At 67.6% G+C, this 12,730-nt stretch carries 14 protein-coding genes and 1 tRNA gene; 7 read left to right on the top strand and 8 right to left on the bottom strand.

Going from position 1 to position 12,730, the window contains the following annotated elements; genetic code table 11:
- Positions 1-29: 29 nt before the first annotated feature.
- Both VSX77_RS05170 and VSX77_RS05165 read right to left on the bottom strand, forming a co-directional pair.
- Complete coding sequence (locus VSX77_RS05170) at positions 30-746, bottom strand: thioredoxin domain-containing protein (RefSeq protein WP_338426590.1); 717 nt, start codon at positions 744-746, stop codon at positions 30-32.
- 10 nt (positions 747-756) lie between these two features.
- On the bottom strand, positions 757-1,341 hold the full coding sequence (locus tag VSX77_RS05165; RefSeq protein WP_338426589.1) for a DUF721 domain-containing protein: 585 nt from the start codon (positions 1,339-1,341) through the stop codon (positions 757-759).
- A gap of 184 nt (positions 1,342-1,525) precedes the next feature.
- On the opposite strand from VSX77_RS05165, the gene VSX77_RS05160 reads away from it, so the two are divergent.
- From VSX77_RS05160 to nudC, 3 genes are read left to right on the top strand one after another with little or no spacing between them, the layout of a single operon-like run.
- A complete protein-coding gene (locus VSX77_RS05160) occupies positions 1,526-2,527 on the top strand; it encodes an A/G-specific adenine glycosylase (protein WP_338426588.1) in 1,002 nt (333 codons plus the stop codon).
- Complete coding sequence (locus tag VSX77_RS05155; RefSeq protein ID WP_338426587.1) at positions 2,524-3,810, top strand: serine hydrolase domain-containing protein; 1,287 nt, start codon at positions 2,524-2,526, stop codon at positions 3,808-3,810. The genes VSX77_RS05160 and VSX77_RS05155 overlap by 4 nt, the downstream gene beginning before the upstream one ends.
- Entirely contained in the window at positions 3,810-4,679 is an 870-nt protein-coding gene (gene nudC, locus VSX77_RS05150) for an NAD(+) diphosphatase (RefSeq protein ID WP_338426586.1), read from the top strand. Before VSX77_RS05155 ends, nudC begins: the two co-directional genes overlap by 1 nt.
- Before the next feature lie 201 nt (positions 4,680-4,880).
- Here the strand turns inward: nudC and VSX77_RS05145 are convergent, their stop codons facing one another.
- From VSX77_RS05145 to VSX77_RS05135, 3 genes are all read right to left on the bottom strand, one after another.
- Positions 4,881-5,309 (bottom strand): DUF2497 domain-containing protein, encoded by a 429-nt coding sequence (locus tag VSX77_RS05145; protein WP_338426585.1) that lies wholly within the window; start codon positions 5,307-5,309, stop codon positions 4,881-4,883.
- A 76-nt stretch (positions 5,310-5,385) separates the two neighbouring features.
- The gene (locus tag VSX77_RS05140) at positions 5,386-6,879 is read right to left on the bottom strand and encodes a TolC family outer membrane protein (RefSeq protein WP_338426584.1); all 1,494 of its coding nucleotides are present in this window, start codon (positions 6,877-6,879) and stop codon (positions 5,386-5,388) included.
- Between the two features lie 38 nt (positions 6,880-6,917).
- Positions 6,918-7,580 (bottom strand): protein-L-isoaspartate O-methyltransferase family protein, encoded by a 663-nt coding sequence (locus VSX77_RS05135; protein WP_338426583.1) that lies wholly within the window; start codon positions 7,578-7,580, stop codon positions 6,918-6,920.
- A 227-nt stretch (positions 7,581-7,807) separates the two neighbouring features.
- Between VSX77_RS05135 and VSX77_RS05130 the strand changes: the two genes are divergently transcribed.
- Positions 7,808-7,881: transfer RNA gene (locus VSX77_RS05130), tRNA-Cys, on the top strand.
- 105 nt (positions 7,882-7,986) lie between these two features.
- On the opposite strand, the gene VSX77_RS05125 is transcribed toward VSX77_RS05130, so the two are convergent.
- The 3 genes from VSX77_RS05125 to VSX77_RS05115 form a co-directional block, all read right to left on the bottom strand.
- On the bottom strand, positions 7,987-8,364 hold the full coding sequence (locus VSX77_RS05125; RefSeq protein ID WP_338426582.1) for a nuclear transport factor 2 family protein: 378 nt from the start codon (positions 8,362-8,364) through the stop codon (positions 7,987-7,989).
- A complete protein-coding gene (locus tag VSX77_RS05120; RefSeq protein WP_338426581.1) occupies positions 8,357-8,869 on the bottom strand; it encodes an OsmC family protein in 513 nt (170 codons plus the stop codon). The genes VSX77_RS05125 and VSX77_RS05120 overlap by 8 nt, the downstream gene beginning before the upstream one ends.
- 234 nt (positions 8,870-9,103) lie before the next feature.
- Positions 9,104-9,814: an FMN-dependent NADH-azoreductase gene (locus tag VSX77_RS05115; protein WP_338426580.1), complete on the bottom strand. Its 711-nt coding sequence runs from the start codon at positions 9,812-9,814 to the stop codon at positions 9,104-9,106.
- A gap of 86 nt (positions 9,815-9,900) precedes the next feature.
- On the opposite strand from VSX77_RS05115, the gene VSX77_RS05110 reads away from it, so the two are divergent.
- From VSX77_RS05110 to VSX77_RS05100, 3 genes are all read left to right on the top strand, one after another.
- Positions 9,901-10,806, top strand: coding sequence for a LysR substrate-binding domain-containing protein (locus VSX77_RS05110; RefSeq protein WP_338426579.1), 906 nt, complete (start codon positions 9,901-9,903; stop codon positions 10,804-10,806).
- 136 nt (positions 10,807-10,942) lie between these two features.
- Positions 10,943-11,590 carry a DUF1013 domain-containing protein gene (locus VSX77_RS05105; protein ID WP_338427219.1) on the top strand — a complete coding sequence of 216 codons (648 nt, stop codon included), beginning with the start codon at positions 10,943-10,945 and terminating at the stop codon, positions 11,588-11,590.
- A gap of 3 nt (positions 11,591-11,593) precedes the next feature.
- On the top strand, positions 11,594-12,730 hold the full coding sequence (locus VSX77_RS05100; protein ID WP_338426578.1) for an MBL fold metallo-hydrolase: 1,137 nt from the start codon (positions 11,594-11,596) through the stop codon (positions 12,728-12,730).

Here is a 12,730-nt window from a genome sequence, read left to right as displayed (position 1 = left end):
TTCTCCACGAAGGCGGGAATGCGGCGCTTTTAAGCAGGCTTGAGCGCGAGGTCGAGTTTCGATTTGAGCGCGGGCCACGTTCCCACTTCGGCGCGCAGGCCATTGATGAAGAAGCTGGGCGTGCCCGTGACGCGGTCGGCGGTGCGCCCGATGTTGGTCATGCCGGTGAGTTCGGCCTGCGCCACCTCGCTGCCCAGCGCGGCGTCGAGCTGCGCCTGCGAATAACCGCGTCCGAGCATGAGCGCGGCGAGGCCGGTGTCGGCAGCGATCCGGCGCGCGCGCTCGGCCACCGTTCCCCCGAACCAGCTGGTTTTCTGGGCATCGCTGGCCTTTTGCACCTTGGCAATGAAGGTCGGGAAAGCCGCAAATATCGCCTGATGATTGCCCGCAAAGGCGCTGGCGCCGCCGACGCGCGCGAGCAGCGCCGCGGTCATGTCGACGGGATCGCGCACAAGATTGCGATATTCGAACAGGACAAGCCCGCGGTCGATATAGCCTGTCTTGAGCGGCAGCGATGCCGCTTTCGCGAAATCGGCGCAGATATGACAGGTGTAGCTGAAATATTCGACGAGCCGCAGCTTGGCCGCAGGGTTGCCGATGACATAGGCGCCGATCGGGCTGGTCGTCACCGTCCGCGACCAGGCGGCGGGTTTGGCAGGCGTCGCAGCCATCAGCGTCAGTGCGGCGCCCGAAAGCGCGAGCACCGCGGTGCGGCGGTCGAGGAGCGGATCGTCGAAAGCGGACATGATGTTGGCCTTAACTGATCTTGGGAAGCCGCGGCGGCGCGGCGAGGCCCGCGGCCATGCGTTCGAGCACGGTGCGAAGTTCCGGGTCGCCGATGTCGCGCAGGCTGTCCCCCAGTTCGGCGGGTACGGGTTTCAGCATGGCCGGCGGCTGAACGGGCGCGGCGGGGGTGACCTGCCCGTGCGCCATGCGGACGGTGGCGATCGCGGCATAGCCGAAGAAGCGGTTGACCGCGGCGATGATGTCGGGCGCGACATGCTGGAGCATCGGCGCGTGCGCGCCGCTGATCGTGAGGTGCAGCGTGCCCCCCGCCTTTTGTCCCACAGGGAAGCGGATCATGGCGGGCTGGGTGACGTCGGCAAGGCGGTCGCCGACGATTTCGCGCCAGCGGCTGACCACCGAGGACTGAATGAAGCCGAATTTGCGAAAGGCGGTACGGCCGATTTCGGGGACGAGGTCGGAAATCGCGCGCGCCTCGCCGCCGCGCGGGCGCTCGTAGCGGCGCGCGGGGGCCTTGGCGGGCTTTGCGCCGGCTTTGGTGCCGCCCTTCGCCTTTGTCTTTTTGGCGGGGGCGTCGTCTCCCGTGGGTTTCGTCATACCCGACGCCATGCCATAGGCGGGGGGTGAGCGTCCAGAGTATCGGCATGGAATCGCCCCTCCCCTTCAGGGGAGGGGTTGGGGTGGGGGCTTGTCGCCTTGCGCAAGGCCGATGGCCCCCACCCGCTGCAACTAGGCAGCAAGCTGCCAAGTTTCGCTGCCCTCCCCTGAAGGGGAGGGGTTTATGAATTTTTCGGCGCGCCTGCTCGGCTGGTATGACGGCGCGGCGCGCGTGCTGCCGTGGCGGATCGCGCCGGGGAGCGCGGAGGTGCCCGACCCCTATCGCGTATGGCTGGCCGAGGTCATGCTCCAGCAGACGACCGTCGCCGCGGTGGCGGGATATTTCGCGCGCTTTACCGAGCGTTGGCCGACGGTGGGCGATCTGGCCGCGGCCGACGATGCCGACGTCATGGCGGCGTGGGCGGGGCTTGGCTATTATGCGCGTGCGCGCAATTTGCTGGCTTGCGCGCGCGCGGTCGTTGCCGAGCATGGCGGGCGCTTTCCCGACAGCGAGGCGGGGCTGCGCGCGCTGCCGGGGATCGGCGACTATACCGCCGCGGCCGTGGCGGCGATTGCCTTTGGCCGCGCGGCGGTGGTCGTCGATGCCAATATCGAGCGGGTGATCGCGCGGCACCGGCTGATCGAGACGCCGCTTCCCGCCGCCAAGCGCGCGATTCGCGATGCGCTGGCGCCGCTGGTTCCGGGCGATCGGCCGGGCGATTTTGCGCAGGCACTGATGGATCTCGGCGCGACTATTTGCACGCCGCGCGCGCCCGCGTGCGAACGCTGCCCGATCGCCGCCGATTGCCGCGCGCGCGGACGCCCCGACGTCGAACGGCTGCCGGTCAAGCCGCCGAAGAAGGCGAAGCCGCGCCGCCACGGAATTGCGCACTGGATCGAGCGGGACGGGCGGATCTGGCTGGTGGTGCGTCCGGGCAAGGGGATGCTCGGCGGAATGCGTGCGCTGCCCGGCGGCGAATGGACCGATGCCCCGCTCACCGAATCGACTGTCGTCAGTGTCGATCATGGGTTCACCCATTTCGACCTGACGCTGGGGCTGGTGCGCCGCGAATTGACCGATGCCGCAGCGGAAGGTGTCTGGTGGCCGATCTCGGAGCTTGACGCCGCGGGGCTGCCGACGCTCTATCGCAAGCTGGTGAGCAAGATGCTGGAGAGAGACGCATGAACATGATGGTGACGCGCCGCGCGTTGATGGGCGGAATGGCGCTCGGCGGCGCCGCGGCGCTGCTGCCGCGCGCCGCATGGGCATGGCGCGCCGACGGGGCGACGCTCTATCCCGCGACGAGCGCGTTCATTCAGGGCTTTGTCGCGCGCCGCGAGCTGACCGGGACGCTCGCTGCAATCGGCAAGGGGCAGGAGGCGCCAGTGTTCATCGGCGCAGGCGTGCAATCGAACGGGTCACCGACGCCGGTCGGCCCCGACACGATCTGGCGCCTCTATTCGATGACCAAGCCGGTGACGGGCATCGCCGCGATGCTGCTTATCGAGGACGGCAAGATGAAGCTCGACCAGCCGATCGCCGATTTCCTGCCCGCCTTTGCCAATATGAAGGTGCAGAATACCCCCGACGGGTCGCTGACCGACGTGCGCCCCGCCAAAGGCCCGATCACGGTGCGCCAATTGCTGACCCACACCGCGGGGCTGGGCTATAATATCATCCAGAAGGGGCCGATCAAAAAGGCCTATGACGACGCCGGCATCGTCGGCGGGCAGGCGAGCCGCCTGCCGATCCCCGGCCTCGCCCCCGTGGATCCCGCGCCGAGCCTGGCCGCGATGGCCGACCGGCTGGCCGCACTGCCGCTCGTTTACGAGCCGGGGACGCAGTGGAGCTATTCGATCAGCCTCGACCTGATGGGGCGGCTGATCGAGGTCGTGTCGGGGCAGGCGTTCGACGCCTTTCTGAAGGCGCGCCTGTTCGATCCGCTCGGCATGAAAAGCACGGGATTCATGGTTGCGGCTAAGGACGTCGGCCGCTTCACGAGCAATTATGCGCCGTTCGGCGGCGCGCTGATCCCCTTCGATCCCGCGGCCAGCTCGATCTACCTCGACCCGCCGCCCTATCCGTTCGGCGGCGGCGGACTGGTGTCGAGCGCGCGCGATTATGACCGCTTCCTCGCGATGCTGCTGGGCGAGGGTGAAACCGGCGGAGTGCGCGTGATGTCGGCAGATACCGCGCGGCTCGCGATGTCGAACCTGATCGACGACAGCGTCAACCGCAAGGGGACGTTTATCGACGGACAGGGCTTTGGCGCGGGCGGGCGCGTGTCGCTGCCGGGCTCGCCGGGTGGCGAGGGGATTTTCGGCTGGGCAGGGGCGGCGGGGACGGTCGGTTTCGTCCACCGCAAACTCGGCTATCGCGCCGCGGGCTATACGCAGATCATGCCGCCCGAATCGGTGCCCTTTCAGGCGAAATTCGGCGAGACCTTCTTCAAGGACGTCGCCGCCTGATGCCCCTGCCGCTCGGCTTCACCGGCGCGCGGCTCGACCGTGCCGACCAGATGCGCACCAATGAAGCGGCCTTCGCCGCGGCGCTTGCCGATCCGCGCGCGACGTGCCTTGTGCTCGACGGCATCGATTTCGTGCCGGGCGAGGGAGGCGGCTTGCTGTGGGAGCCGCTCGATCCGGCGGACGAGCGCGCGCCGATGCTGCTCGGCATCGACGATACGGGCGCGCCGCGCTTCGTGCGCGAGGCGGCGGCCGGCGTGCGCGTCGATGCGCGGTCGCGCACGGTGATGCGGCTGTTGCCGTTGCTGTCGACCGAGGAAGCGGCGCTTTATGGCGGCGCGCGCAGCCTGGTCGACTGGCACGCGCGGCATCGGTTCTGCGCGGTGTGCGGGGCGCCGACTGCGCTGTTCCGCGGCGGCTGGGGGCGGCGCTGCGGCGCGTGCAAGGCCGAGCATTTCCCGCGCGTCGATCCGGTGGTCATCATGCTCGCGGAATATGAGGACCGCGTGCTCGTCGGGCGCCAGCCGGGCTTTCCGCCGGGCTTTTTCTCGGCGCTCGCGGGCTTTGTCGAGCCCGGCGAATCGCTGGAGGAAGCCGTTGCGCGCGAATTGTTCGAGGAGGCGGGCATTCATGTATCGGACGTCACCTATGTGGCGAGCCAGCCCTGGCCCTTTCCTTCGTCGCTGATGATCGGGTGCCGCGCGGTCGCGACGGGCGCCGCGCTGACGCTCGATACGACCGAGATCGAAGCGGCGATGTGGGTCGACCGCGCCGAAGTGCGCGCCGCGCTGGCGGGCGACATGGGCGCCAGTTTTCTGGCGCCGCCGCCGCTGGCGATCGCACGCTATCTGCTGGAGGAGTGGGTGGGGTAGCGGGAGAGGGCAGCTTTGGGGTGGGGAGCGGACGTTCCCACCATTCGTCATTCCCGCGAAAGCGGGAACCCAGGGAGGGGGCAGCCGACGCACGCTCTGGGTTCCCGCTTTCGCGGGAATGACGACGTTTTAGGTATACGGAATGTCGGCAATCGGTCGTTAGTGGCCAAGCCGATCAACGACCGTTATCACGGCCGATGCCTAACCCCGCTTGCCGGTGATCCGGCTGATTTCCTTCGCCACCATTGTCTCGACCAGCGCGGGGAGGTTAGCGTCGAGCCATTCTTTCAGCATCGGGCGGAGCGCGTCGAGCACGACGTCTTCCATTGTGCGGCCCGCGACGGCAGGGGCTGCGGTAGTCGCCGCGGCAACGGCGGGCGCGACCACGGCGGTCAGCGCCTCGAGCGACTGGCGCGCGGCATCGGCGCTGGCTTCGGAAACGAGTTCGTCCGCGGCTTCGGGCGCGTCGTCGGCGGTCACCCGATCCTCCTCATCCTGCAGGTCGAGAATATCGTCGGCTTCGGGGACGCGAATCTCGCGCGCGGCGCCGGGCGCTTCGTCGCGGGCGATCACGCGCCGAATCGACGACAAGATGTCTTCCATCGACGGTTCCCGCGACATATCGCCCATATACACCCCCTAAACCATCGCGATTACCGCATGGTTAACGCTTCCCTTACCGATCGGGCGGGTATTTTGCCAAGCTTTATTGTGGCGGAAGCGCGGGTGGGCCCTCGGGGACGTTGGCGTCGGCCGGGGGCACGGCGCGCGTGTCAGTTGCGACCTGCTGCGGTTCGGGGTCGTCGGCCCAGTCCCACAACTGCCCTTTCACGCGGCGATAGTTGACCTCGGGGTCGTAGAGCGCGCCGCCCTCCAGCCCCAGGTCGCGCGCCTCGGCCTTGCCCATCGCGGCGAGGAGCGAGAAAGCGGCGACATAGGAGTTGCGCTGCGCCGAGACGAGCTGGACCTGCGTGTTCAGATATTCCTGCTCGGCGTTCAGAATGTCGAGGATCGAGCGCGTGCCGACGCTGTTTTCGGCGCGCACGCCTTCGAGCGAGAGCGCGTTCGCGCCGACCGCCTGCTGCGTCGCGGCGATGATGCGCTCGTTCGCCTGCCACGCGGCATAGGCACCGCGCGTTTGTGCGATCACGCCGCGCTCGACCTCGACATATTGCTCGATCGCCTGGCTGCTGCGCGACTGCGCCTGGCGTACCTGCGCCGAACGACGGCCGCCCGTGAAGATCGGCAGCGTGACCTCGACCCCCGCCGCAGCGCTCGACGTTTCCTGCGTGACGCTGACGCCGGGCACGCCGCTGTCCAGCGAGCCGAGAAAATTATTGTAGCCGCCGCTGAGGATCGCCGACACCTTGGGCGCGCGCGACGATTTGGCGGTGCCGATGTCGGCGCGCGAGGCGTTGACCTGTTGATTCGCGGCCTCGATGTCGGGATTGCTGTCGAGCGCGATGACAACCGCATCCTCGGCGCTCGCGGGCAGGTTCGGCAGCGGCGGCGGGGCTTCGAGATCGACGGGCGCTTCGCCGACAAGGCGGATATAGGCCTCGCGGCTGGCGATCAGATTGGCTTCGGCGGTGCGAAGGTCGCCTTCGGCCAGCGCCAGCCGCGCCTCCGACTGGGCAACGTCGGTGCGGGTGAGATCGCCGATTTCGAAGCGGTCGCTCGTCGCCTGCAAATTGGTGCGCAGCACCGCAACATTCTTCTGGTTGAGCTGGACGATCGCCTGATCGCGGATCACGTCCATATAGGCGCCGACGGTCTGCGAAAAAATGCTCGCCTCGGTCGCGCGGAGGTTCGCCTGCCCCGCCTCGACGCGATATTTCGCCGCGCGAACCGAGTTGCGCACCGCGCCGCCCTGATAAAGCGGAACGGTCACCCGGCCGCCGGTACTGACCGAGCGCGCGGGCGAGTTGAAACTGTTGCCGGGGATGATCAGATTTTCTTCATAGCTCGCGGTCGTGCCGATGTCGGGCAGGCCATAGCTTTTTTCGATCGGTACATTTTCGTCGTTCGCGCGCTGGCCCGCGCGTGCGGCGGTCAGCGTCGGGTTGTTCTCATACGCCTTGGCGAGCGCGCCCTGCAACGTCTCGGCCTCAGCCGCCATCGGCAGCATCAGCGCACCGGCGGCAAGGCCGGCAAGCCAGCGGGCACGACGCGGGAATGGTTTCTTGTCGCTATCGGTCATCGTGGTGTCAGCCTGAAACAAGGAGAGGGACGGACGGCTCAGAAACGAAAGCCTGCCGGAGCGGCAAAGCCGGGCAGCGGCGCAACGTCCATGTCGGCAAAGCTGCGCAGCGCGATCGCGCCGCCCGCCTTCACCCCCTGAACGAGCCGCGAGACCGCGCCTTCGCGCCGCGCGGCGACGATGCGGCCGCCTTCGGCGAGCTGCGCCGCAAGCGCGTCCGGTAGGATTTCGATCGCGCCGTCAATGATGATCCGGTCATAGGGCGCGGCGTCGGGGGCGCCGGCCGCGAGCGGTCCCTGCACCCACCGGATGTTGGCGTCCGCGGTGGCCGGTCGGCCGATCGCGACCAGTGCCTCGGCTTCCTCGACCGCGTGCACTTCGGCGCCGAGTTTGGCGAGCAGCGCGGCGGTATAGCCCGTCGCGGCGCCGATGAGCAGCACGCGCATCCCCGGACGAATCGCCGCGGCGACGAGCATCCGGCCGGTCACGAGCGGGGGATTGAGCAGCCGTCCACCTTCGAGCGCGATCGCGCGGTCCATATAGGCGACGCTGGCAAGTGCGGCGGGCACATGCGCCTCGCGCGGCACCGCGCCCATCGCCGCGACGACCGCGGGATCGGTGACGTCGTTCGTCCTCAGCTGGCTGTCGATCATGGCGGAACGCATCTCCGCCGCGGTGATTTCGCTAAACATGGTCGCCATCAGCCTTGTTCCGATTCCCTGAATTCATGAACCTTTGCGGCCCGCTCTACCCGAAGCAATGCTGTATTGCAATAGTAATACAGCCCGGCGATCCGCTGCCGCGCGCATAGCCCGGCGAAGCAGACGCGCCAAGCCCGGATCGCGCGCCTGAAATTGCCAAACAATCGGATTGCCAGTGCCGGACGAAACGGCTAGGGGCGCTCACTCCACGCATTTCAAGCGCCTGAGGCCCGATGGCGGAGTGGTGACGCAGCGGACTGCAAATCCGTATACGCCGGTTCGATTCCGGCTCGGGCCTCCATAAACCTGTCAGCCGGGGTGCGCTGATGGTTGAGAAGAATCTCTCGAACGAATGCAGGCGGGCGCGCATGTCGGCAAGATTGTGCTGACAATCCGACTGGCGCGTTCAGCCGTCTTCGAGCGGCTTTCGGGCGGCCGACGGGTCATAGAAAAAGCGTTCTTCCATGATCCGGTCGCCGACCCAGCGTTGCAGCGACAATTCCTCGAGCCGCCGGGTCACGCCTGCTGCGTCGGTCATGTCGAACGTCCAGCGAATGACGACCAGATCGCCGTCGACCAGGTGCGTCGTGACGGGGTGCGTGTGCATCGTCATCCGTTCGAGCACTGCCGCCTCGTGCGCGACCAGCGCATCGCGCCCACGGCGGGGTTCGGCGCCATTTTCCTGCATCGACGCATCGGGGTGATAATAATCCTCGATCGCGCCAACATGATCGCCGCTGACCACGCGGTCGATAAAGGCCAGCACGCGCTGGCGGTCAGGCATGGTCGGCGCCCTCGCTGACGTCGCGTTCGCTGTACGTCGCGGCATAGCTCACCGGAAAGGCGACCGAGCGCGCGATAAAGCAAAATTGGTGAATTTCGTGGTGCAGCGCGTCGGCGCGCGCCGCGTCGCTTCCCGCGGCAAGTTCGATCGCCGGACGCAGGGTCGCCTCCAGAAAGCGACCCGCACCGCTCGGTTCGGTTTCGCCGATCCCGACGGGCTGGTCGCGATAGCTGTGGACGACGATCCCGGCGTTGGCGGCAAGATGGAGATACCAGAGCATGTGGCACGCCGACAGCGCCGACAGCAGCATGTCTTCGGGATTATAGAGCGTCGGGTCGCCGCCGAGCAGCGGGTCGTTCGAGCAATGGACCACGGGTTTGCCCGGCGCGCTGAGATCCCACGTCCGGTCGTAGCTGCGATAGCCCTTGGTCCCTTCGCCGCGGTTTCCCGTCCAGACGATTTCGCTGGTATATTCGTGCTGCTTTGCCTTGACGCTATTTGTCACGATAGTCTCCTTCGGGCTGGGAACCGCGTTGCGGATGGCGGCGAGACACGGGACGCCCCATCCGGCCGGCCAACAGGGCGGCGGATACCGCGCGGCGCGGCTGCTTTGCGATGCGGGCGTGCATTGGTTTCTCGCGATTTTCGGCCGCCAGGGTGGGGAGTCAGGCGCCGACGCCGCGCTCTTACCGAAGCCCGTCGGCCCCGGCAAGAGCGTATGGCGTGTCCGGACAATCGATCAGGACGGTTCGGGAATTTTAAGCTCGGCAAGCAGGCGATCGACCAGCGTGTCGACCGCCTGTTCGGCGGCGGCGATCGAGCCGGCCAGCCGCTGATCGCCGAACTCGTCATATTCGATCGCGATCGCGTGATTGTCGTGCAGACCGATATAGGCGAGCGGCGCGGCGAGCCCCATTTCGACGAAATTATTGTGCGCCTGCCGCCCGCCGGCATCGTAGCCATAATCGCCGCGCGCCGAGAGCGTCACCAGCGTCTTGCCCGCGGGCAGCATCGGCCAATAGGGATCCCCCTCGCGGGCGCGGTCGAAGCCGAAGGTGAGGCCGACGCGCACAATATTGTCGAGCCACGCCTTCAGCGTCGCGGGCATACCGAAATTATACATCGGCGCGCCGACGATCACGATCTCCGCGGCGATCAGTTCGGCGACCAGCTCGTCGCTTTCGGCAAGCCGTGCCTTTTGGGCCGCGTCGCGCTGTTCGGGCTGCGTGAAAGCCGCGGTTACCCAGTCGGCATCGACGGGCGCGGGTGGATGCTGGCCGACATCGCGATAGGTCACCGCATCGGCGGGTCGCTGCGCGGTCCAGCGTTCGACGAAGCGCGCGCCGAGTCGGCGCGTGTGCGACCCGTGCGGATCGCGGCCCGAGAGGCCAGGGCGGGCGCTGGAATCGATGTGGAGCAGGCGGAGGGTGGTCGGCTTCGATTCGATCACGGTAAAATCCTTTTCATCCGTTGGCGACGTGTTATCGTTAGATAATATGGACTGTTCCTGCTGATCGAACGCGAATCCGTCATCCCATGACTCAATTTGATTCATCTATATCGCAGCCGCGTCGCCTGCCCCCGCTCGCGGCCCTGCGTGCGTTCGAAGCCGCGGCGCGCCACGTCAGCTTTCGGCAGGCGGCGGAGGAGCTGGGGGTGACGCCGACGGCGATCAGCCACCAGATCCGCCTGCTGGAAGGCAGCCTGGGGTTCGCGCTGTTCGTGCGGCGCGCGCGGGGCGTCGTGCTGACCGATGCGGGGCGGCGATTGTTCCCGACCTTGCGCGATGGCTTCGATGCGTTCGAACGCGCGATCTGGGAATTGTCACCGCGTCCGCGCCGCGTCGCGGTGACACTGAGCGCGACGACGCTGTTCACCGTGCGCCGTATCCTGCCCGCGATCGGCCGCTTCCGCGAACGCTTCCCCGACTATGACCTGAGGCTCCATGCCTCCGATGATACGGTCGACCTGATCGCGGGCGAGGCCGATGTCGCGGTCCGTTACGGGGCGGGTGCGTTCCGCGGGCTGGTCGCTACGCCGCTCCTGGACGAGCGCTTCGGCGTCCTGTGCAGCCCGCAGATGGGAATCGCACGGCCCGAGGATTTGCGCGGCGCGACGCTGCTGCACATCGAATGGCGGCGCGCGGGGAAGGCGCCCGACTGGCGCCGCTGGGCACGGCTTGCCGGGGTCGAGGGGCTGGCGGTCGATCAGGGGCCGCGCTTCACCGAGGACGATCATGCGCTGCAAGCCGCGGCGGCGGGCAGCGGCGTGGTCCTGTCGGGGCTGGCGCTCGCGCAGCCGGCGATCGATGCCGGGCTGCTCGCCCATCCCTTTGGCCCGGTGATCGAGGGCGAAGCCTATCATGTCGTCACGACGCCCGACAGCCGCGACGAACCCGCGGTGCGCGCGGTCTGCGACTGGCTGCGCGAGGATGTGATTTAGCGCGCAGTCGGGCTGTGCTTGCGCAGGGCGCGATTAAGGTCTAAACCGCCGCCGGACGGCCGCCCCGCGAGGGGCGGCCCTTATTATTTCCGCTTTTGGAGTTTCCGTCATGGCCAATGCCAATCCGACCCCGCTGATGCCGCATGCGACCGCCGCCTGGCTGGTCGACAATACCGGCCTGACCTTCGGCCAGATCGCCGAATTTTGCGGCATCCACATCCTCGAAGTGCAGGCGATCGCCGACGAGACCGCGGCGACCAAATATACCGGCCGCGACCCCGTGCGCGCACACGAGCTGTCGATGGACGAAATCGAAAAGGGCCAGAAGGATCCGAACTACAAGCTCAAGATGAGCGTGCAGTCGCAGGACACGATCCGCCGCACGCGCGGCCCGCGCTACACGCCGGTCAGCAAGCGCCAGGACAAGCCCGACGGCATCGCGTGGATCCTTAAGAACCACCCCGAAGTGTCCGACGGCGCGATCGGCAAGCTCATTGGCACGACGCGCAACACGATCGGCGCGATCCGCGACCGCAGCCACTGGAACAGCGCGAACATCGTCCCGAAAGACCCGGTGACGCTCGGCCTCTGCTCGCAGCGCGAACTCGACGCGCTCGTCGCCAAGGCGGCGAAGAAGGCGGGGATCAAGGCGCCCGAGGACAATCGGCTGGAAGGCGACCGCGAAGCGCTGCTCGAAGAGCTGCGCGCCGAACGCACCGCGGCGAACGAAGCGCGCGCCGCCGAAGAAGCGCAGGCCGACGGCGACGGCGAAGGCGAAGGCTGAGGCATGGCGGGGGCGGACGAGGACAATATCCCGGCGGCCAGCGGTTCGCCGGACGCCTCGCTGACCCAGGACGACAGCTTTACTGCGACGAGCCACGCGGGCCTCACTTACCCGTGGGGCGAGGCCGCGCCGGGCGCGGGCGAGACGATCCGTATCGCAAACGGCATCAGCTGGGCGCGCATCCCGATGCCGGGTTCGCTCGGCCATATCAACAGCTGGCTGCTCGACGACGCCGACGCGCGGGGCGAGGGCGTCGCGGTCGTCGATACGGGCATATGCCTGACGCCCTGTTCCGACGCGTGGAAGGCGCTCTATGCGGGCGCGCTCAAGGACAAGCGGATCACGCGCGTCATCGGCACGCACCTCCACCCCGACCATATCGGCCTGGCCGGATGGATCGCGAAAAAGCAGGGCGTGAAGCTGTGGATGACGCGCGGCGAAATGCTGACCGCGCGCGCGATCGTCGCCGATTCGGCCGACAGCGCGCCCGACGAGGCGCTGGCGCAGTCGCGCGCCGCGGGCTGGGACGCCGACGCGATCGAGGCTCAGCGCGGGCGCGGCTGGAACATGTTCCAGCGCATGATCTTCACCCTGCCGCGATCCTATGTGCGGATCGCCGACGGTGATCTTCTGGACATGGGGGCGCATCGCTGGCGCGTCGTTGTGGGGTCGGGGCACAGCCCCGAACATGCGTGCCTGTGGAACGAGATCGAGGGCGTGCTGATCTCGGGCGATCAGGTGCTGCCGCGGATCAGTTCGAACGTGTCGGTCAACATCACCGAACCCGACGCCGATCCGCTGGGCGAATGGCTGGCGTCGATCGACAAGCTGCTGCGCACCATTCCCGCCGACGTCACCGTCTGCCCCGCGCATGGCGAGCCGTTCAAGGGGCTGCACGCCCGGTTGATGGCGCTGCGCGACGAACATCGGATGCGGCTTTACAACCTGGCCGAAGCGGCGGCGAAGGCGCCGCTGCGCGCAGTCGACGCCTTTCCGCTGCTTTTCAACCGCCCGATCGGCGAACACAACCGCGGGCTGGCAACGGGCGAAGCGCTCGCGCATCTGAAGCGGCTCGAGGTCGAGGGGCGCGTGAAGCGCGAGGATCGTGACGGCGTCTGGTGGTATCACGGCGTGGCGTAA

The organism is Sphingopyxis sp. TUF1 (assembly GCF_036687315.1).
Taxonomy (GTDB): domain Bacteria; phylum Pseudomonadota; class Alphaproteobacteria; order Sphingomonadales; family Sphingomonadaceae; genus Sphingopyxis; species Sphingopyxis kveilinensis.
This window is presented reverse-complemented; position numbering and strand designations above follow the sequence as displayed.